We start from the raw sequence: 20,916 nt of genomic DNA, 5'->3' as shown, positions 1-20,916 counted from the left end.
CCCAGATGAGCCGGTGGTCTTTGACCTTGCCGGTGAACGAAGGGCGCGATTGCCCGGATCCGCGAAATGTCAGGCTGCTTTGGCGGCCAGTTTCCCGATGAAGTTGCGCCCGCGCTCGCCTTGCATGGCCTTGTCGACCAGACGGTCCCATTCGGCCGGCGAGACACCGTAGGCGGCGGGGTCCGTCCTGACGCCCAGACCTTGCAGGAAAGCATCGAGCCGCTCGGCGCCCTGCTCCAGATCGGCCCCGAAGACACGGCGCAGCGCCGCATCGCATTGCGGCTGCACGCCGGTCGCCCAGCGCATCACGATCGGCAGCGAGAAGGAGCAGGCGATGCCGTGGATCGTGCCGCTCTTCAGCGTAATGTCGTAGGAGATGTTGTGGGCGAGCGCCGTCTTGGTGTTCGAGAAGGCGAGGCCCGCCAGCAGGCTGGCACGCATCTGTCGCGCCCTGAGCTCGACGTCGTCGAGCCGCTCCAGCAGGCGCGGCAGGGTATCGATGATCTCGCGCGCGGCCTCGACCGCGTAGTTGGCTGAAACCGGATTGCCGTTGACGTTCCAGATGCTTTCGAGCGCATGCGACAGGGCGTCGAGCCCGGTCGCCAGCGTCAGGCCGCGGGGTGCGCCGACAGTCAGGACCGGATCGAGCACCGCCGTCTCGGGGTAGAGCCGCGGATGGGCGAGCGAGTACTTGCTGCCGTTGGCCGAATCCCAAACGGTCGCCCAGGAGGTGACCTCGCTTCCGGTTCCCGCCGTCGTCGGCACGGCGATGATCGGGACGATCGTGTCGGCGTCGAGGGGCACCTTGTCGACGAGATGGCGCCGCACCGTTTCGAAGTCGCCGCCGCTGGCGGCCAGCACCTTGGCCGCATCGATCATCGAGCCGCCGCCGAGCGCGACGATGACCTCGGGCACCTGCGAAGCCGCGCCGAATTGCCGGCAGGATTCGACCAGATCCGCGCAGTCCGGGTTGGTCTCGATGTTGCTGATCGTGACCACCGGAGCGCCGGCAGCCTTCGCGAGGCGGGCGGACAATTCGTGGAAGATCGGCTGGTCATAGGTAACGAGCGCCCAGCGCCGGGTGCCGACAAGCTTCGCGACCTCATCGAAGAGGCCAGACCCGAACCGGATCTTCACGGGATTCCAGTACGCCCAGCTCATGCCTTCCGCCCTCGCTACAGGTGCCTTGCCGACACCGTTTCGAGGATGCTCACAGAGCTCATCCATCATAACAAATTGATTTTTTGATCTCTATAGATAGAAATTTGCTATGCGTTATACCCAGCTGCGCTCCTTCCACAATGTCGCGAACGCCGGAGGCTTCAATGCAGCAGCCGAGACGTTCAACATCAGCCAGCCGACCCTGACCGCGCAGGTCGGCGCGCTGGAGGATGAGTTCGGCGTCGAGCTCTTCGTCAAGCGCGGCCGACGGCGGGAACTCAGCGACACCGGCCGCCAGCTTCTCGCCATCACCACCCGCCTCTTCGCCGAGGAGGCCGAGGCGCTCGCCTTCCTGTCGGAAACGCGCGAACTCCGGACGGGCCGTCTCTCGATCAGCGCCGTCGGCCCGTTTCACGTCACGGAGATGCTGGCCGCCTTCAATCAGGCCTATCCGGGCATCGAGCTTGCGGTAAAGATCGGCAATTCGACCGAAGTCCTGGATGACCTCGCCAGCTACCGATGCGACGTCGCGGTCCTCGCCTATATCGACGAGGACGACCGGCTGCTGACCATTCCGTATCGGCGCCATCCGGTGGCGCTCTTCGTCAGGCGCGATCATCGCTTTGCCGACCGCAGCAGTATCCGACTGACGGAGCTGGAAAGTGAGCCGATGATCGTCCGGGAACTGGGTTCGACGACCCGCCGCGCCTTCGAGAACGCCCTTGCCAGGACGAACACGAAACCACGACTCGTGATGGAGATCGGCAGCCGCGAGGCGGTGAGGGAGGCGGTCATTCGCGGGCTTGGCATCAGCTACGTCTCGGAAGCGGAGTTCGTGCCCGACGAGAACTTGCGGCTGATCCCGATCGAGGGGGCCGAAGTCTACACCTATGCGCATGTCGTCGTGCTGAAGCAGCGGGAAGCCAGCCGGGTCATTACCGCCTTCCTCACCGTTGTCCGCGGAATGAGAGAGATGTTCGACGCCGCCGCGCGCATCAGTCGACAGGAATCACGCGCCGATCGGCTGCCATGATCGCTCAGGCGACCGCGCGCTCCAGCGATGGCCATCGCGGTCCTTTGCAACGGTCGTTGGGGGAGCCGGTGCACATCGATGTGGAGTGGATCTCGGGCAGCGTTTCGCAGGCCTCAACGCGCTGCTGGCGACCGTGCCTTCCTCATCGCCTCGGAGTTGCACCGCCTTTGCTGCCGATGGCTGCAGCAGAGCTCATACCCAGCGCGTCTTCGATCGCCTAAATTGACTCGGCTTGATCTCACGAGGCTTCTGACACCGCATGGATCGCATAGAGGCGATGAAGGTCTTCGTTGCCGCCCTGGATGAGGGAAGCCTCGCCGGTGCGGGGCGTCAGCTCGGCAGGTCGCCGGCGGCTGTGAGCCGGGCGATCGCCTTTCTGGAGYGGCAGGTGGGAGCGACGCTGCTCCACCGCACCACGCGCGCCATCAAGCTCAGCGAGATCGGCGAGCGCTACGCCGCCGCCTGCCGCCGCATCCTCGTCGATCTGCAGGAGGCCGAGGCCATAGGGGCYGGCGAACGGGCCGCGCCGCGCGGAACCTTGACGATCACGGCGCCTACGGTCAGCGGCGAGGAGATCCTGCGCCCGATGATCGACGCCTATATCGAGGCTTACCCGGCCGTATCGGTCAATCTCGTCCTGTTCGCGCGCAGCGCGAACCTGATCGAGGAGGGCATCGACATCGCCTTGCGCGTGCTGGAACTGCCGGATTCCTCGATGACGGCCATCCGCATCGGCGGTGAGGTGAGGCCGGTGATCGTGGCCGCTCCGCGCTATCTGAGTCAGCATCCCCGCATCGACGAGCCGGGTGACCTGACCCGGCACAGCATCATCGCCTGCACCGATTTCGGGCGAGATAGCTGGGTCTTCTCGCCGCCCAAGGGCGGATCCATAGCGCGTTCCGTTCAGTTCAAGCCACGCTTGATCGTCAACAGCGTGCGGGCGGCTCTCGGCGCCGCCGTCGGCGGGCTGGGTGTCACCCGTCTCCTCACCTATCAGGTCGCCGAACGCGTTCAGGACGGCTCGTTGCAGCTCCTGCTGCGGGGGACCGAACCACCAGCCAGACCCGTGAACCTGTTGCTCCCGCAGGGGCGCTCGACGGTTCCCAAAGTCCGGGCGTTCCTGGATTTCGCGGTACCGCGACTGCGGGCGGATTTTGCCCGGCTCACGGCAGAAGCGGTCGCGCTGGACGACTGACCCGGACATTCTTCCACTTCAGGGAAGAATGCCTGCCGAACATCGGCCATTCAAACGATCCGCGAAAGCTCCAAAATGATCCTCACCGAACGAGATGGGCTGGGCACCAGCCATCTCCTTCACAGGCGGAGAGCAGAGGATCATCATGAGCAACGAACGGAAAGTCGCCATCGTCACCGGTGCTTCGCAGGGCATCGGCGCCGGGCTGGTCAAGGCATTTCGTGACCGCAACTATCGCGTCGTCGCAACGTCGCGCTCGATCAAGCAAAGCGGCGACGAGGATATCCTGGCCATCCCCGGAGATATCGCCGATTCCGCGACGGCCGAGGCCGTGATCCGCGAGGCGCTGGCCCGCTTCGGGCGCGTCGACACGCTGGTCAACAATGCCGGCCTCTTCATCGCCAAGCCCTTCACCGACTACACGCTCGCGGATTTCGACAGCAAGATCGCGACCAATCTCGCCGGCTTCTTTCACATCACGCAGCAAGCCGCGGGCATCATGCTGAAGCAGGGCTCGGGCCATATCGTCAGCATCACCACCAGCCTCACCGACCATGCGATCGCCGGCGTCCCGACCGTGCTCGCCAACCTGACCAAGGGCGGGATCAACGCGGCGACGAAGGCGCTGGCGATCGAATACGCCGGCAGGGGCATCCGCGTGAACGCGGTTTCGCCGGGCGTGATCAAGACGCCGATGCACGCGCCGCAGACGTATGAATTTCTGGCCAACCTCCATCCAGTGAAGCGGATGGGCGACATTCGGGACGTCGTCGAGGCCGTGCTGTTCCTGGAGGGCGCCGGCTTCGTCACAGGCGAGATCCTGCATGTCGATGGCGGCCAGAGCGCCGGGCACTGAGGGAGACGGCCATGCCGATCGTCACCATACAGGTCACGCAGGAAGGCTCCGGCCCCGGCCGCGCCTCTGTCACGGCCGAGGAGAAGGCGCAGCTCATCGCCGGCGTCAGCCAGCTTCTGCTCGACGTACTGAACAAGCCGCTCGACTCGACCTTCGTCGTGATCGAGGAGGTCGAGCTCGCCAACTGGGGCTGGGGCGGCTTGCCTGTCCCGGAATACCGCAAGCGGCGCGCAGCGAGCCAAATTCGCCCTGCCGGGGCTTGAACACCCCCTACCCGCGCGGCTCGGCATCGAACGGCCGAGCCGCCGGGCGGCGACTTGCGGAGCTGACCATCACGGAGAGTATCGATGTCTCGCAATGACCGGACAACCGCCCTGGCCGGTGCGCTGGTGCTGGCGATCGGCATGGGTTTCGGGCGCTTTGCATTCACTGGCCTCTATCCCCTGATGGTCGCCGAGCAGCAGATCAGCGTCGAGGCAGGCTCATATGCCGCCTCGGCCAACTACGCCGGCTATCTGATCGGCGCCTTGCTGCTGAGCCTGTGGCCGACCCGCTCAAGCCGGGCGATGTGTGCGCTGGCGGTGCTGACGACGGCCGCCTTGCTCGGCCTGCTCGGCCTGCCCTTGTCTCCCCCGCTCGTTATCCTGGTTCGCGGCCTGGCAGGCGTGTCGAGCGCAATCGCCATGGTCGCGGCGGCGCAGTGGCTCCTTCACGATCGCGGCCTTTCCCATGAAGTGGCAACACTGTTCGCAGGCGTCGGAATCGGCATCCTGCTCTCCGCGGAGATCATCGCAGCCGGGCACGCCGCGGCGCTGCCGAGCCGATCGCTCTGGCTTCTGCTGGGCGGGGTGTCGCTTGTTCTAGGATCGGTCGCCTTGTGGCTTCAGTCCCGGGCGGAACGGGACGAGCGGCCGCCGACCTCCGATGCGACCGCGATCGGCGGCCTGCTCGGACCCTACCGTTTGACCATCGTCTATGGCCTGGCGGGCTTCGGCTACATCATCACCGCAACCTATCTGCCACTGCTCGTGCGGAACGCGTTGAGTTCGGTCGATCCCGCGCATATCTGGGCGCTCTTTGGTTTGGGCGCCGTGCCGTCCTGCTTCCTCTGGCACGCGTTGCATCGGCGCTGGGGCAGCAACGTCAGCCTCGCGGCGAACCTGGGCGTGCAGGCTGTCGGCGTTGTCCTGCCGGTGCTGCATCATCCCGTGGCCTATGTCGCCAGCGCCCTCATCGTCGGCGGAACCTTCGTTGGCACCGTCACCATCGCGCTGCCGGCGGCCCGCAAGGTCGCAGCGCTCGTCCGGTTCGACATGATCGCCGTGATGACGCTCGCCTATGGCGCGGGGCAGGTCGCCGGCCCCTTCGTTGCGAATGCACTCTATCTTTCGAGCGGTTCCTTCGACGCTTCGCTTCTCCTGGCCGGCCTCGTCCTGTTGACTGCGGCTGCACTGAGCCTGCCCAAGATGGAGCCTCGACGGGTTGATCTGACTGAGACGACCGCTCGGGAGGCGGCGATGCGGGCGACATCGAGCCCCGCCTGAGATCATGGATGTGTCCGAACAGGCCCGACAATTGGCCGGAACCGCGAAAGGAACGACGATGACCACATCATATCAGTCCAGGCTGACTGCACTTCTCGGCGTCGAGCTGCCGATCATCCAGGCGCCGATGGCGGGTGCGACGACGCCGGAGATGGTCATCGCCGTCAGCGAGGCGGGTGGGCTGGGCTCGCTGCCGAGCGCGCAATATGACGAGCGCGGCCTGCGGGCGGCCTTGGACCGGGTCCGGGCAGGCACGTCGCGCCCGATCAACCTGAACTTCTTCTGCCACACCAACCCCGCCGACGACCCTGCGCGTCAGGCCGCCTGGCTCTCGCAGCTCACCGGCTACTATGCCGAAGCCGGCCTCGATCCGGACATGCCGAAAGCGCCGAGCGGGAGAACACCGTTCGACGCAACGAGTGCGACCGTCGTGGAGGATTATCGGCCTGAGGTGGTCAGCTTTCATTTCGGCCTGCCGCCGGCAGATCTGCTCGACAGGGTGAAGCGCACCGGTGCCGTAGTGATCGCCTCCGCCACCACGGTGGCCGAGGCGCGCTGGCTCGTCGAGCGCGGGGTCGGCGCCGTCATCGCGATGGGCGCGGAAGCGGGTGGCCATCGGGGCAGCTTCCTGACCGACAGGATGTCCGAACAGATCGGAACCTTTGCGCTGGTCCCCCAGATCGTCGATGCCGTCTCGGTGCCGGTGATCGCTGCGGGCGGCATTTCCGACCGGCGCGGCGTCGAGGCCGCATTCGCGCTGGGGGCGGCGGGCGTGCAGGTCGGCACAGCCTATCTGGTGACGCCCGAGGCCAGCATATCCGACGTCCATCGGCGGGCGCTCGGCTCGCCCGACCGGCCGACAGCCGTCACGAATCTGTTCACGGGCCGGCCGGCGCGCGGCATCGTCAACCGCCTGCTGTCCGAGCTCGGGCCGTTGTCGAAGGACGCCCCGGCTTTTCCGACCGCGGGCGGTGCGATCGGCCCGCTGCGCAGCGCGGCCGAGAAGGCCGGCAGCGATGATTTCAGCCCGATCTGGGCCGGCCAGTCCTTCCCCCTGGCGCAGCCCATGCTGGCTTCCGTCTTGACGAGGATGCTGATGGGCGAGAGCGGTTGATATCCGCCTGCGATCTTAGCTGCCCCGCGACGGCGTGCCGGAATGCAAGGTCGTGACCCAGATCGCGCGGGCCACGGTCTGTTCGGGGTTGTCGAACATGTGGGGAACCGTGCTGGGGAAGCAGACGCTGTCGCCCGCATCCAGCACATGGGGTTCATGGTCGAGCCAGATCCGGATACGGCCTGCGAGAACGTAGACCGCCTTCTCTCCGACATGCGGGACGAAATCGGCACCCGACGACGCGCCGGGATTGAGCGTCAGCTCGTAGATCTCGAGCGCGCCGCCCTGGGCCGGCGTCAGCGATTCCTTGAGCACGCCGCTCGCCGTGAGGCGGAGGAGGCGTCGGTCGTTCCGGCGCACGACGTATCGCGACGACGGGTCGGGGGCATGCGGCTCGAAGAAATAGGAGATCGGCACGCCCAATGCGATGCTCAGCAGCCGCAGGCTCCTGATCGAGGGTGAGGCCAGCGCACGCTCGAGCTGGCTGATCATGCCGGTGGACAGGCCCGTGCGCTGCGAGACCTCCTGAATCGACAAGCCGGCGCGCTGGCGCAAAAGCCGGACCGTCTCGCCGAGCCGGTGCTCCGCGTCCTCGGGAACGACGATCGGCTCGTTGGTCACCTTGTCCAGGGAATCCGGTCCAGCATCATGCCTGCTCATCGATCGCCTCTCAGCATGTTTCCTGAAACGCCTAGCACAGCCGCTCGATCCCGAGATGACGGCGACGGAGTGCGTTGGCAAGATTGACAGGTTTTTTCAGCCATGTTGAAGTCAGCATAACAAAAGTTAGAGGGATTGAAATTCCGTTCGCAGGAAACGTGTCAAACACGTTGCGAAGTGCGGGAACCGGGTTCGCAGGAGGAGGCACATCATGTCTGACGGATATTCTGGAGTCACGGCCCCGACGCGCCGCGGCGCTCTGGCGATGGGCATGGGGCTGGCGGCGGGCATCAGCGTGCCCTTGCCGCTGCGAGCCGCGCAACCACCGTCCGAGCCGAAGGGCCAGGTCGTCGCCGGCCTGTCGCAGGAGCCGACGGTCTTCCATCCGCTGATGCCCGGCATCGAGGTCGATCAGGGCGTCTGGTGGCAGCTTTTCAGCACGCTCTGGTACATCGACCCTGAAGGCCGCTTCCAGGCCGACCTCGCCAAGGAGGTTCCCACCGTCGAGAATGGCGGGCTTTCCGCCGACGGCCTGACCTGGAAGGTCAAGCTGCGCAACGACGCCAAATGGCATGACGGCACGCCCTTCACGGCCGAGGACGTCAAGTTCAGCATCGACCTCGTCAACAACACCGCCTTCCGCGCCCGCAACCGGGTCGGGCACAGCCTCGTCCACGACATCAAGGTGGTGGCTCCCGACGAGATCCACTGGCGCATGGAGAGCGCCTATTCGCCCTATATGTCGATCCTGTCGCTGTTCTTCATCGTGCCCAGGCACGCGCTGGAGAAGGCGTCCGACCCCAATGCCTCGCCCTTCAACAATGCGCCGATCGGGACCGGCCCGTTCCGCTGGGGCGAGAGGGTGCCGGGCGATCACATCCAGCTCCTCGCCAACAAGAGCTATCACGGGCGCGGCCCGTTCCTGGAGCGGATCGTCTTCAAATACGTCCCCGATCTGACCGTGCTCTACACCCAGTTCCGCACCGGCCAGATCGACTACACCGGCATCCAGGGCGTGCTGCCGAACTTCGTCAAGGAGGCGAAGACCCTGCCGGGCCGCAAGATCACGGTCTCGCCGATGGCATCGATCGAGCATATCGCGCCCAATCTCGAATTCGGCCCGCTCGCCGACCGGGCGGTGCGGGAGGCGCTTTATCTCGGCATCAACAAGAAGGGGTTGATCGACGCGCTCAACTACGGGCTGCCGATGCCGACGGAATCCTTCGTGCCGCAACAGGCCTGGTCCTTCACCAAGGACCTGCCGGCCCATGCCTATGATCCCGCCAAGGCCAACGCCATCCTCGATGCCGCCGGCTGGAAGCGCGGCTCCGGCGGCATCCGCGAGAAGAGCGGCGTCCGGCTGGAATTCGCCAACTCGACCACCAGCGGCAACGCCGTGCGCGAGCAGACGCAGCAGCTCCTGATGCAGGACTGGAAGGCGATCGGTGCCTCGCTGCGCATCAACAACATGCCGGCCGCCGTGATCTGGGGCGACTTCTGGCAGCAGTCGAAATTCCAGTCGGTCATCGTCGGCGTCAACTTCATGCTGGGCAGCGACCCCGACGTGACGCCGCGCTTCGGCTCCAGCGCGATCCCGGCCAAGGGCGGGCGCGGCTACAACACCTACCAGTACCAGAACAAGGAGGCCGACCGGCTGCTGGCCCAAGGCGCGGCGCAGTTCGACCTCGCCGAGCGCAAGGCGACCTATGGCGCGCTGCAGAAACTGATCCGCGACGATCTCGCCATCCTGCCGCTGTTCCAGTCGGTGATCGCCGAAGGCACCAAGGACGGGCTGCAGGGCTTCGCGCCCAACATCAACACCTCGTCCAATTGCTGGAACATGCGGGAGTGGTACTGGGCCTGAGCGCCGGACGGGTCGCGCTGCGATGGTTCCCTATCTCATTCGCCGGCTGGGGCAGGCGCTGGTGCTCCTGCTCATCGTCTCGATGCTCGGCTTCGCCATCCTGCATCTGGCGCCGGGCGGCCCGCTGTCGCAGTTCGCGCTGTCGTCGCAGATGTCGCCCGAGGACATCGGGCAAGGGCCGGTCCAGTACGCCGACTGGCTCTGGCGCATGCTGCAGGGAGATTGGGGCACGTCCTATCGCGACGGCGGGGCCGTGCTTGTCACCATAGGCTCGCATCTGCGGGCCACCTTCGAGCTGATGGCGACGGCAACGCTGATCGCCTGCCTGCTCGGCTGCTGGATCGGCATCCTCGGTGCGATCCGCCGCTATTCGCTGTTCGACACGCTCGCGACCGTCGGCGCGATGATCGCGCTCTCGATACCCACCTTCTGGTTCGGGCTGGTCACGATCTACGTCTTCTCGGTCACGCTCGGCTGGCTGCCGGCCGGCAACCGCCACACGGTCGGCGACGACTCCGTGCTCGACCTGCTGCATCACCTGATCGCGCCGGCGCTGGTTCTGGCTCTCGTCGAGATGGCGATCTGGGCGCGCTTCATGCGCTCCTCCATGCTCGACGTGATCGGCCAGGACTACATCCGCACGGCGCGGGCCAAGGGCCTGCCGGAGTGGAACGTGCTGTCGCGGCACGCGCTGCGCAACGCGCTGCTGCCGATGATCACCGTCGCCGGCCTGCAATTCCCGACCCTGCTCGGCGGCGCGCTGGTCGCGGAAACCGTATTCACCTGGCCCGGCATGGGCCGGCTCTTCCTCGATTCCATCGCCTATCGCGACTATCCCGTCGTGATGGGCATCCTGATGCTCTCGGCCGCGATGGTGATGCTCGGCTCGCTGCTCGCCGACCTGCTCTACGCGCTGGTCGATCCACGGATCAGGATGGAGTGAGGCCATGAGCGCACAAGCCGCATCCGTCTCGCTCGAACCCGTGGCCGCCTCGACCGGAAACACCGCCTGGCGCCGCTTCCGCCGGCATCGGCTCGCCATGGCCGGCTCCGTGACGATCCTCATCCTGGCGCTTGGCTCCGTCGTCGGGCCCTATCTCCTGCCATTCGACGACACCTATATCGACATCATGCAGCGCTTCGCGCCGCCGTTCTCCGGCGTCCATGTGCTGGGAACGGACGAGCTCGGCCGCGATATCCTCGCCCGGCTGATGATGGGCGGGCGCATCTCGCTGGCGATCGGCTTCCTCGCCATGGCCGTGGCGATGGCGATCGGCATCGCGGTCGGCGTGATCGCGGGCTTCTACGGCGGCTGGCTCGGCGCGGTGCTGATGCGCTTCGTCGATGCGGTTCTGTGCTTCCCGGCGATCTTCCTGCTGCTGGCGCTGGCCGCACTTACCGAACCCGGCATTCTGGCCACCACGCTGCTGATCGCCGCGACGTCCTGGATGAATGTCGCGCGCATCGTCGAGGCGCAGATCCGCTCCCTGCGCGAGCGCGACTTCGCAGCCGCGGCCCGCGCCGTGGGAGCCAGCGATTTCTACATCATGTTCCGGAGCCTTTTGCCCAACGCGATGGCGCCGATCGTGGTGGCGGCTACGCTCAACGTCGCGAAGGCGATCCTGCTCGAATCCTACATCAGCTTCCTCGGCTATGGCATCCAGCCGCCGGCCTCGAGCTGGGGCAACATGCTCAACAACGCCCAGATCTACCTGACGAGCGCGCCCTGGCTTGCGCTCCTCCCCGGCATCGCGATCACGCTCGCGGTGACCAGCTTCAACTTCATCGGCGACGGCCTGCGCGATGCGCTCGATCCGCGCATGGACATCAACTGACGCCACCCCTTCCCGCCGCCTCGGCTACCCACTCCATTCCTCAGGAGCACCGTCCATGTCCCCGCCGGTCAACCGCATTCCCAGCGACGAGCGCCTGCCGGAGGCCGTCGACGTGGTGGTCATCGGGGGCGGCGTGATCGGCGTATCCAGCGCCTATCATCTCGCCCGCAAGGGTTTGTCGGTCGCGCTGGTCGAGAAAGGGCATGTCGCGGGCGAGCAGTCGAGCCGCAACTGGGGCTGGTGCCGCCAGCAGGGCCGCGCCCGGGCCGAGATTCCGCTTGCGCGCGAAGCTCTGCGCCTCTGGGAAGAGCTGCAGGAAGAGGCCGGGGCCGATACCGGCTTTCGGCGCACCGGCGTGCTCTTCCTGACCAAGGACCCCAAGGAAGCCGCCGATTGGGAACGCTGGGCCGTGATCGCGCGCGAGCTTCAGGTCCACTCCACCTTGCTGAGCCCGGCCGAGGTCGCAGAGAGGCTGCCCGGCAATTCGCAGAAGTGGGTGGCCGGCCTGCATACGCCGAGCGACGGGCGGGCGGAGCCTTCGATGGCCGTGCCGGCGCTCGCCCTGGCAGCACGCAAGCGGGGCGTCACCATCCATCAGGGCTGCGCAGCGCGCGGCCTAGAGACGACGGCCGGTGCCGTCAGCGCAGTCGTGACCGAGAAGGGCACGATCCGCACCCAGGCCGTGCTGCTGGCGGGCGGCGCCTGGTCCTCGCTGTTCTGCCGGCGCCACGGAATCGACCTGCCGATCGGACTGGTCGACGCCACCGCCTGCCGCACCACGCCGGCGCCCGAGATCACCGCCGGGGCGCTGGGCACCACCGAATATTGCGTCCGCCGCCGGCTCGACGGCGGCTTCACGCTGGCGCTGCGCGGGCGCGGCACGGTCAACCTGACACCCGACATCCTGCGCTACGCCAAGATGTTCTGGCCGACCTTCAAGCAACGCCGGGCCGGGCTGAAGCTGCGGCTGGGAGCGGATTTCTTCAAGCAGCTTTTCGGCAGCGCCAACTGGCAGTTCGATCAGCCCTCCCCGTTCGAGGCAGTGCGCGTGCAGGACCCCGCGCCCGACATGGAGCTGGTCAATTCGGCGCTGGCCGCGCTGATCGCCGGCAACCCCGCGCTCAAGGACATCCGCATCGCCGAGGCCTGGGGCGGGACGATCGATTCCACGCCCGATACCGTGCCGGTGATCTCGCCGGTCGCCAGCCTGAAGGGCTTCTTCCTCGCCACCGGCTTCTCGGGCCATGGCTTCGGCATCGGCCCGGCCGCCGGCAAGCTCGCAGCCGATGTCGTGCGCGGTGACCCGTCCTTCGTCGATCCCGCCGCCTATAGCTACGAGCGGCTGGTCGACGGGCGGCCGCTGGCGCCGGTCGGGCTGTTCTAGGGAGCGCCGCCGTGACCATCCTCTACAAGGCGAGCGCCGAGCGGGCGGACCAATGGGCCGCGGCCTTCGCCCGACAGGCGCCCGAGACGCCCTTCCGGATCTGGCCGGATATCGGCGATCCGCTGGCCATCGAATACCTCCTGCTCTGGCAGCCGCCGGAGCGGATCGCCGAGACCTTCCCGAACCTCAAGATGGTCTTCTCGGTAGGTGCCGGCATCGATCAGCTCGATTTCAGCAAATTGCCGCCCGAATTGCCGGTCGTGCGCATGCTTGAGCCAGGCATCGCCGAAAGCATGGCCGAATTCGTTTGCATGGCCACGCTGATGCTTCACCGCAACATGGTCGATTTCATCGACCAGCAGCGCCAGCGGCATTGGCGAGAGATCCAGGTCCGTCCCCCCGCAGGTCGGCGTGTCGGCATTCTGGGGCTGGGACAGCTCGGCCAGGCGAGCCTGGCGAAGCTGCGTTCCTTCGGTTTTCCCTTGTCGGGCTGGAACCGCTCACCGCGGCAGATCGAGGGTGTCACCTGCTTTACCGGCGCAGCAGAACTCCCCGCCTTCCTGGCGCAGACGGATATCCTGATCTGCCTGCTGCCGCTGACCGAGGCCACGCAAGGCATCCTCGATGCACGGTTGTTCTCGCAGCTGCCGCGCGGGCCGGGCCTGATCAATGTCGGGCGAGGCGGGCATCTCGTCGAAACCGACCTGCTGGACGCATTGGATACAGGACAGCTTTCGGGCGCGATGATCGATGTGCTCGAAAGCGAGCCCCCGGCGCCGGATCATCCGTTCTGGAACCACCCGCGCATCGTGATGACACCTCACATCGCCAGCATGACGCGCCCGGAAAGCGGCGCCGCCTTTGTGCTCGAGACGATCGAGCGCCACCGCAAAGGGCTCCCCATCGAGGGGCTCGTCCCGCGCGGTCGGGAATACTGACCGCGACGGCGGCGCCGCCTGCCGAGCCGCTCAGGGCGCGCTTCACGCATCCCCTTTCATCCTTCGATTGTCGATGAAAGGGAGAAGGCTCCACTTGGCGAGCCGGCGGCAGGAAACGCGACCGGACCGGCTGCTCGTCGTTGCAAGGCATCTCCGAGCCGCGCCGGCCATTCTCCGCTAGCCGGTCGTCTCTTCTTCATAGACAGCAACTCGCGAAGCGCCGCCGAGAGGCGGCCCTTCGGCATGTCTGACGATCCGTTCCAAGGTCCCGAAGTCGCGCCGGGTCCGGACGGGTTTGATGAAACTGTCATGTTCCGGTCTTAGGCGAAGGCCACCGGCACGAGCCCTTTCCGGCGGAGAACGACAATGCGCGCATATCACTGGTTGGCGGCGGTCCTGGCGGCAGGCGTGGCGGGGGGATCCGCCACCGCACAGACGATCTATCCGATCGACCGTGCCGAGATCCTCGAAGGCTCGCGGTTCGACTTCAAGGTCGAGTTCCCGAATGCGCCGACCTCGGGCGACGTGAACGTCACCATCAACGGCAAGCCCGCCGCCGAGGCCTTCGGACGGCCGACGAACTTCATCCAGAGCGAGGAAGGCCAGAAGCATTCGGCGCTGTGGCTGCGCGGCGCTTCGCTCCCGGCCGGCCGCTACGTGGTGGAAGCCACCCAAGGCGGCAACAAGTCGACCGTGAACTGGGACGTCTTCGCGACGGCGACGCCGCGCCGCGCCAAGAACGTCATCCTCTTCATCGGCGACGGCATGACGGTCGCCAACCGCACGGCGGCCCGCATCCTCTCCAAGGGCTGGAAAGAAGGCAAATATGACGGCGAGCTCGCCATGGACGACATGTCCAACATGGCGCTGATCTCGACCTCCGGCACGGACTCGATCGTCACCGACAGCGCCAATGCGGCGCATGCCTACACCACCGGCCACAAATCCTGCGTGAACGCGCTCGGCGTCTACTGCGCCAAGAACGCGCTGACCCTCGACCATCCGAAGGTCGAGACCATCGCCGAGCTGGTGAAGCGCAAGACCGGCATGGCTGTCGGCGTCGTCACCAACTCCGAGATCGAGGATGCGACCCCGGCCTCGATGGTCGCCCACACCCGCCGCCGCTCGGACTTCAACGACATCGTCGAGATGTTCTATGCGGTGAAGCCGGACGTGATTATGGGTGGCGGCTCGCCGAACTTCCTGAGCAAGGCCACCCCCGGCTCGAAGCGCACGGACGAGCAGGACTTCATCGCCAAGTTCAAGGAGGCCGGCTACACGCTCGCCACCACGAAGACCGAGATGAACGCGGCGGTCGCCGCCGGCTCGAAGAAGCTGCTCGGCCTCTACAACACCGGCAACATCGACGGCGCCTTCGACCTGCGTCTCGCCAAGAAGGGCTCGATCTCCAAGTTCCCGGACCAGCCGGATGTCGTCGAGCAGACCAGGGCCGCGCTCGACATGCTCAAGGGCAATCCCGAGGGCTTCCTGCTGATGGTCGAGTCCGCCCGCATCGACAAGTACAGCCACTCGCTCGACTGGGAGCGCTCGGTGTTCGACACGATCATGCTCGACAACGCGGTCAAGGTCGCGAAGGACTTCGCCGGCGACCGCAACGACACGCTGATCATTGTCGTCCCCGACCACGCCCATCCGATGTCGATCATCGGCACCTATGACGACGATCGTCCGGGCCAGCTGCTGCGCGACAAGCTCGGCGTCTACAACGAGTCGACCCCGCCGAATTACGGCCCGGTCGACGCCGAGGGCTACCCCACCAAGGTCGACACCTCGCGCCGTCTCGCCGTCGTCTACGGCTCCTATCCCGACACCTGCGACACCGGCCGCCCCAACATGGGCGGCGAGCGCGTTCCGGCCGTGAAGGGCCCCGACGGCAAGACCAACATCGCCAACGAGAAGGACTGCACGGGCCCGCTGGTGGCGCGCAAGGTCGGCAACCTTCCGTTCGATGCCAATAACGGCGTCCATGCGGCCGACGACGTCATCCTGACAGCGATGGGCCCCGGCGCCGAGCGCTTCCGCGGCCACAAGCCGAACACCTTCGTGTTCCGCGTCATGACCGAAGCGCTGGCGCTCGGCGGCAAGTGAGCCGATGATCGGGGCAACGGAGGCATCGATGCGCCGACAGGCCCCCGTGGAGGATTTCAGCGTTTCTTCGAAGCGCGAAAATCCTCCAACTTCTTGCCTCCCCGCATTTTCTTCACGCGAACCGGCATCCACTTTGCTTGAAAATGCTCTGGCGACCATCACCCGCCGCGGAGCCGTGCTCGGCCTCGCGGCGGCGAGCCTTTTCGACCGCGCCGCCGCGGCCGATGTCGAGACGATCGCCTTCGACAGCCTCTACAAATCCTTCGGCGTGCTCGGCTTCGAATTCTCCGACAGGGTGACGGTGCTGCGCGGCAAGCCCGTGCGCATGGTCGGCTACATGGCGCCGCCGCTGAAGCCGGAAAGCCGTTTCTTCGTGCTGACGCGCGAGCCGCTCGCCATCTGCCCCTTCTGCCAGTCCGATGCCGACTGGCCGGTCGACATCGTCGTCGTGTTCATGAAGAACGAGACGGCGATGGTCAGCGCCGGCCGCAAGGTGGTGGTGGCCGGTCGGCTCGAGATCGGCTCCGCGACCGATGCCGATACCGGCTTCGTCAGCCAGATCAGGATTGCCGATGCCGGCTTCTCCGTCGCCTGAGGCGAGCGGGCGGCGGCTCGTTCTCAGCGATATCGCGCTCGACCATCGCGACGGCGATGGGCGGGTCTTCCGCGCTCTCGACATTCCCACGCTGGTCCTGGAGCACGGCACAGCGCTTGGCGTCAGCGGGCCCTCCGGCTGCGGCAAGAGCACTCTACTCCATCTGATCGCCGGCCTCCTGCGGCCGAGCGCCGGTTCGATCCGCTGGGGCGAAACCGAAATCTCCGCCCTGCCCGAGGCCCGGCGCGACCACTGGCGCCGGCAGAACCTCGGCTTCGTCTTCCAGGATTTCCATCTGGTGCCGGAGCTCGATGTCGCCGGCAATATCGCCTTGCCGGCGAGCTTCTCCTCCTGGCGGCTCAGTTCCTCCGGCCGCGACCGCGCCCTCGCACTGGCGTCCCGCGTAGGACTGAAGGATCCCCATCGCAGGGCGGCGGTTCTGTCACGCGGCGAGCAGCAGCGCGTCGCGATCGCGCGCGCTCTCTTCAATCAGCCGCGCCTGATCCTGGCCGACGAGCCGACGGCCAGCCTCGACGCCGATCATGCCGATGGCGTCTCCGAACTGCTCGTCGAGGCGGCCGAACAAACGGGCGCCACCCTCATCTGCGCTTCGCACGAACCGCGCCTGCTCGCACGGATGACGCGCCGGCTCGATCTCAGCGCGGGGCATGCGGCATGAACCCCTGGCCGATGGTGCGGGCCGATCTGCGGGCGCTGCGCTGGACGGCGCCGGCGATCGTGCTGCTCGTCGCTCTCGCGATTGCCACCGGGATCGCGATCGGCGCGCAGGAGCGGGCGCTGCGGCAGAGCTCGGCCAGGGCCGCCGACGATTTCGATCTGCTCATCGGCGCGCCGGGCAGCCAGACGCAACTCCTGATATCCGCGGTCTATCTGCAGCTCGAGGCGCTGCCGCTGGTCGATGGCCGGGTCCTCAAGGCTCTCGCGCAGGATGAACGGGTCGGGAATTTCGCGCCGGTCGCCTTCGGCGATGTCAGCCGCGGCTATCCGGTCATCGGCACGACGGCCGGTTTCGCCGGCCGCTGGGGCCGGGTCCAGCCAAGCGAGGGTCGGCTCTTCGCGGCAGAGGGCGAAGCCGTGCTCGGCGCCGACGTCGTTTACCGGCTGGGCGATACGATCGTGCCGTCCCATGGCGTCGCGGGCCATGCGCCCAAGCCCGGCCAGGTCGATGAGGAAGAGCTCGGCCATAAGCATGAAGGCCATGGCTACACGGCCGTGGGCCGGCTGCCGCGCCTCGGCTCGCCTTGGGATCGCGCCATTCTCGTGCCGATCGAGAGCGTCTGGGACATCCACGGCCTCGGCAACGGCCATGCCGAAGAAGCGCGCAGCGATTCTCCGTTCTGGCGTACGGGATCGAGCGTGGGCGACAGCCGCCGCCCCGAGGAAGCACGGATCGGCCCGCCCTTCGACGGCAAGCGCGTGCCGGGCGTGCCGGCGATCGTGGTGAAGCCCAAGAGCGTCGCCGGCGCCTATGCGCTGCGCGCGCATTACCGGCAGGGCGGAACCATGGCCTTTTTCCCGGCCGAGGTTCTCGTCTCGCTCTACGGGGCGCTCGGGGACATGCGGGACATCCTCGTCGTCGCCTCGGCCTCCAACGCCGTGCTGATCCTGGCGAGCGTGGTGCTCCTGCTGATCGCCGTGAACGGGCTGCGCCGTCGGCGCTACGCGACGCTGAGAGCGCTCGGCGCGCCGCGATCCTATGTGCTGCTAGTGACCTGGATCGGCACGATCGTCCTGATCGCCACCGGCTGCCTCGCCGGGCTGCTGCTGGGTGTGATCGCGACCCATGCGATCTCCGGCATCGTCTCGGCCCGCACCGGGCTTTCGCTCTCCCCCGCCATCGGAGCGGGCGAGCTGGCTCAGGCGGGCCTGCTCTGTCTCGTCGGAAGTCTGCTGGCGCTGCTGCCCGCGCTGATTTCCTACCGCAGCCCGATCATCCAAGGCCTGAGAGACTGAGACGCCCGGAGGCCCCGTTTCGGCCCGGGCTTCTCGTTTGTGGTCACATATGGAGCGGGCGCGTGACGGTCCTGACACCACGTGATCGGCTGGGGCGCCCGCCTCATGTCTATCTGCGCCACATCCTGCCGAACATCCTGAGCGTGCTGATCGTCCAGTTTACCCTGAATTCCGGCAGGTGATCCTGCTGGCGACTCGACCTGCCCCGCAATCGCGCTGATCGACAGGGCGCGAGCCTGATGCAGAGCGCCCCCTCGCCGGCCAGCGCTTCTCACGCGAGGGGCGAGCCCCTACGGTCCGATGCCCGAGCGGACCTGCATCGCCTCGCTCCGCATCGGCAAGACCCCGGCTCTGGAAGGCTTTCATGGCGCGCCATCACTTCGTTCCGACAAGCTATTCGAACGTGATCGGCACGCTGCCGCCGGTGCTGGAGATAGCCAGCGGCGACAGCGTCGTCACCACAACGCTCGATGCCGCCGGCTTCGGCGGCGACGGCGTGCAGCATGCGCCGCGCGGCAACCCGATGACCGGCCCGTTCTTCGTCACCGGGGCCGAGCCCGGCGATGCGCTGCTCGTCACCATCGAGAGCATGACGCCGAACCGGAAGACCGGCTGGACCTATTCGCCGCTGGCCCCGGCCGTGCTCGACCCGTCGATCCTGGCCGAGCTGCCTAAGCGCGAGCGCCATGAATGGGCAATCGACGCTGCTGCCGGCACGGTGAAGCTGCTGGAGCCCTCCGCGCGCATCAAGGATTGGAGCTTTCCGCTGGCGTCGATGCTCGGTTGCTTCGGCGTGGCGCCGGAGCGCGGCCAGGCGATCTCGACGGCGACCAGCGGCGCCTATGGCGGCAATATGGACTACCGGCTGTTCGGCCCAGGGGCGACCATCGCCTTCCCGGTCTTCGAGGCCGGCGCGCTGTTTTTCCTCGGCGACGGCCATGCCTGCCAGGGCGATGGCGAGATCGCCGGCACCGGCGTCGAGACCAGCTTCGAGGTCGAGTTCTCGGTGAAGCTCGTGAAGAAGCTCGGGCTGCGCTGGCCGCGCTGCGAAACCGAAACCGACCTGTTGGTGATCGCGAGCGGGCGCCCGCTCGACCAGCCCTTGCAATTCGCCACCACGGAGATGCTGCGCTGGGTCGGCGAGGATCTCGGTGTCGATCCGGTCGAGGCGAGCCATCTGCTCGGGCAGGCCGTGCGCTACGACATCGCCAACGTCTTCAACCCGGCCTATTGCGTCGCCGCCCGGCTGGAGAAGACGGAGTTGACGCGCCCGATGTCGCTGCTCGCCCGCGCCTGAACCTCATCCCCCTCCCCGCTATTGCTCCGCTACGAAGAAGATCGAGTCATGTCCAAGGATACCGCCGCCCTGAAGGCCGAGCTGCTTCAGGCGATCGACGACCGTCGCGACGAAATCGTCGAGTTGCTGCGCCGCTTCCTGCGCATCAAGAGCGTCAACCCGCCCGGCGACACCCGCGAGGCCGCGGACTTCGTTCGCGAACTGCTCGATGCCGCCCGCGTGCCGCATCGCACCGAGGCCTTCGTGCCGGAGATGCCTAACATCATCGGCCGCTGGGAAACGGGCAATCCCGGCCGCCATCTCATCCTCAACGGCCATATGGACATCTTCCCGGTCACCAACGAGAAGCTCTGGGAAGCCGGGATCGTCGACGGCAAGATCATGGGCCGCGGCGCGTCCGACATGAAGACCGGCACGCTCGCCTCGATCCTGGCCTATTGCCAGCTCTACCCTCACCGCGAAAAGCTCAACGGCGCGCTGTCGCTGACCGTGGTCTCGGACGAGCAGTCGGGCGGGCGCTACGGCACCAAGTTCCTCTTCGATGAATTCGGCGAAGAGATGGAGGCAGATTGCTGCCTCAACGGCGAGCCGAGCGGCCTCGCCAATCTGCGCTTCACCGAGAAGGGCACGCTGCGTTTCTCGCTCTCGGCCAAGAGCATCGGCGGGCATGGCGGCTACGCCCACAGGGCGCGCAATCCGATTGCCGACGTCAGCCGGCTCGTGACCGTGATCTACGACCGCTATCACCTGAAGCTCGCGACGCTGCCGCCGGAGATCGATGCGGTTCTGACCTCGCCCGAGACGATCGCAGCGGCCGACCTCAACCTCGGCAAGGGCGCGGGCGATGTCGCCCGGCGCATCACCGTCAATGTCGGCATCCTCCAAGGCGGCCAGAAGGCGACGCAGATCCCGACGCATTGCATCGCCCATCTCGACATGCGCATTCCGATCGGCTCCGACCGCGACGCGATCCGCGCCGATCTCGAAGCGCTCGCCCGCGAGGCCGATTGCGAGATGGTCGTCAACGAGGACCACAGCTATCCGGCGAGCCTGACCGACCCGTTCGGCGAGATGGCCAACATCCTGCGCGGCAATATCCGCGAGCTGCTCGGGCATGACGCGCCGCCGGTGTCGAGCCTGGGCGGCACCGATACGCGCTACTGGCGCTGGCGCGGCGTCCCCGCCCTGATCTGCGGCCCCTCGCCGATCAGCATGGGCACCGACGAGGAGCACGTCACCATCGACGAGGCGATCGCGGTGATGAAGCTGCACGTCGGCTGCGCGGTCGATTATCTCGGCTCGACCGGGCCGGCGGGGAAGTAAACGCCGCCGAACCTATAGCTTGCTGGGCTTTGAC

19 protein-coding genes are annotated in these 20,916 nt (G+C 66.8%); 17 read left to right on the top strand and 2 right to left on the bottom strand.

Features of this window, described 5'->3' with window-relative positions; genetic code table 11:
- Positions 1-69: 69 nt before the first annotated feature.
- Positions 70-1,161, bottom strand: coding sequence for an iron-containing alcohol dehydrogenase PsrA (gene psrA, locus AC1DVA_RS14500; RefSeq protein WP_265051721.1), 1,092 nt, complete (start codon positions 1,159-1,161; stop codon positions 70-72).
- A 109-nt stretch (positions 1,162-1,270) separates the two neighbouring features.
- On the opposite strand from psrA, the gene AC1DVA_RS14495 reads away from it, so the two are divergent.
- The 6 genes from AC1DVA_RS14495 (at position 1,271) to AC1DVA_RS14470 (ending at position 6,903) form a co-directional block, all read left to right on the top strand.
- A complete protein-coding gene (locus tag AC1DVA_RS14495) occupies positions 1,271-2,194 on the top strand; it encodes a LysR substrate-binding domain-containing protein (protein WP_476806292.1) in 924 nt (307 codons plus the stop codon).
- Positions 2,195-2,453: 259 nt separating this feature from the next.
- Positions 2,454-3,389, top strand: coding sequence for a LysR family transcriptional regulator (locus AC1DVA_RS14490; RefSeq protein ID WP_476806291.1), 936 nt, complete (start codon positions 2,454-2,456; stop codon positions 3,387-3,389).
- 145 nt (positions 3,390-3,534) lie between these two features.
- The gene (locus AC1DVA_RS14485) at positions 3,535-4,245 is read left to right on the top strand and encodes an SDR family NAD(P)-dependent oxidoreductase (protein ID WP_476806290.1); all 711 of its coding nucleotides are present in this window, start codon (positions 3,535-3,537) and stop codon (positions 4,243-4,245) included.
- 11 nt (positions 4,246-4,256) lie between these two features.
- Complete coding sequence (locus tag AC1DVA_RS14480; RefSeq protein WP_476806289.1) at positions 4,257-4,508, top strand: tautomerase family protein; 252 nt, start codon at positions 4,257-4,259, stop codon at positions 4,506-4,508.
- An 84-nt stretch (positions 4,509-4,592) separates the two neighbouring features.
- Positions 4,593-5,789 carry a YbfB/YjiJ family MFS transporter gene (locus AC1DVA_RS14475; protein WP_476806288.1) on the top strand — a complete coding sequence of 399 codons (1,197 nt, stop codon included), beginning with the start codon at positions 4,593-4,595 and terminating at the stop codon, positions 5,787-5,789.
- Between the two features lie 58 nt (positions 5,790-5,847).
- Positions 5,848-6,903 carry an NAD(P)H-dependent flavin oxidoreductase gene (locus AC1DVA_RS14470; protein ID WP_476806287.1) on the top strand — a complete coding sequence of 352 codons (1,056 nt, stop codon included), beginning with the start codon at positions 5,848-5,850 and terminating at the stop codon, positions 6,901-6,903.
- A 15-nt stretch (positions 6,904-6,918) separates the two neighbouring features.
- Here AC1DVA_RS14470 and AC1DVA_RS14465 read toward each other — a convergent pair whose 3' ends face one another.
- A complete protein-coding gene (locus AC1DVA_RS14465) occupies positions 6,919-7,563 on the bottom strand; it encodes a cupin domain-containing protein (RefSeq protein WP_476806286.1) in 645 nt (214 codons plus the stop codon).
- 211 nt (positions 7,564-7,774) lie between these two features.
- Between AC1DVA_RS14465 and AC1DVA_RS14460 the strand changes: the two genes are divergently transcribed.
- From AC1DVA_RS14460 to AC1DVA_RS14410, 11 genes are all read left to right on the top strand, one after another.
- Positions 7,775-9,427: a peptide ABC transporter substrate-binding protein gene (locus AC1DVA_RS14460; protein WP_442864888.1), complete on the top strand. Its 1,653-nt coding sequence runs from the start codon at positions 7,775-7,777 to the stop codon at positions 9,425-9,427.
- 22 nt (positions 9,428-9,449) lie between these two features.
- A complete protein-coding gene (locus AC1DVA_RS14455; protein ID WP_476806285.1) occupies positions 9,450-10,370 on the top strand; it encodes an ABC transporter permease in 921 nt (306 codons plus the stop codon).
- A gap of 4 nt (positions 10,371-10,374) precedes the next feature.
- Positions 10,375-11,262 (top strand): ABC transporter permease, encoded by an 888-nt coding sequence (locus AC1DVA_RS14450; RefSeq protein WP_265051712.1) that lies wholly within the window; start codon positions 10,375-10,377, stop codon positions 11,260-11,262.
- A 55-nt stretch (positions 11,263-11,317) separates the two neighbouring features.
- Entirely contained in the window at positions 11,318-12,646 is a 1,329-nt protein-coding gene (locus tag AC1DVA_RS14445) for an NAD(P)/FAD-dependent oxidoreductase (RefSeq protein ID WP_265051711.1), read from the top strand.
- Positions 12,647-12,657: 11 nt separating this feature from the next.
- Positions 12,658-13,584 (top strand): 2-hydroxyacid dehydrogenase, encoded by a 927-nt coding sequence (locus AC1DVA_RS14440; protein WP_476806284.1) that lies wholly within the window; start codon positions 12,658-12,660, stop codon positions 13,582-13,584.
- Positions 13,585-13,950: 366 nt separating this feature from the next.
- Positions 13,951-15,693, top strand: a complete 1,743-nt coding sequence (locus AC1DVA_RS14435) for an alkaline phosphatase (protein WP_476806283.1) — start codon at positions 13,951-13,953, stop codon at positions 15,691-15,693.
- A 133-nt stretch (positions 15,694-15,826) separates the two neighbouring features.
- Positions 15,827-16,288 (top strand): hypothetical protein, encoded by a 462-nt coding sequence (locus AC1DVA_RS14430; protein ID WP_476806282.1) that lies wholly within the window; start codon positions 15,827-15,829, stop codon positions 16,286-16,288.
- A complete protein-coding gene (locus AC1DVA_RS14425) occupies positions 16,266-16,967 on the top strand; it encodes an ABC transporter ATP-binding protein (protein ID WP_476806281.1) in 702 nt (233 codons plus the stop codon). The genes AC1DVA_RS14430 and AC1DVA_RS14425 overlap by 23 nt, the downstream gene beginning before the upstream one ends.
- Positions 16,964-18,262 carry an FtsX-like permease family protein gene (locus tag AC1DVA_RS14420; RefSeq protein WP_476806280.1) on the top strand — a complete coding sequence of 433 codons (1,299 nt, stop codon included), beginning with the start codon at positions 16,964-16,966 and terminating at the stop codon, positions 18,260-18,262. Before AC1DVA_RS14425 ends, AC1DVA_RS14420 begins: the two co-directional genes overlap by 4 nt.
- A 364-nt stretch (positions 18,263-18,626) precedes the next feature.
- The gene (locus AC1DVA_RS14415; protein ID WP_476806279.1) at positions 18,627-19,559 is read left to right on the top strand and encodes an acetamidase/formamidase family protein; all 933 of its coding nucleotides are present in this window, start codon (positions 18,627-18,629) and stop codon (positions 19,557-19,559) included.
- Between the two features lie 48 nt (positions 19,560-19,607).
- Positions 19,608-20,882, top strand: a complete 1,275-nt coding sequence (locus AC1DVA_RS14410; protein WP_476806278.1) for a M20/M25/M40 family metallo-hydrolase — start codon at positions 19,608-19,610, stop codon at positions 20,880-20,882.
- Positions 20,883-20,916: the final 34 nt, after the last annotated feature.

The organism is Allobosea sp. P4_C6 (genome assembly GCF_056402015.1).
Note: the sequence above shows the minus strand (reverse complement) of the source record. Positions and strands in the feature narration are given on the sequence as shown.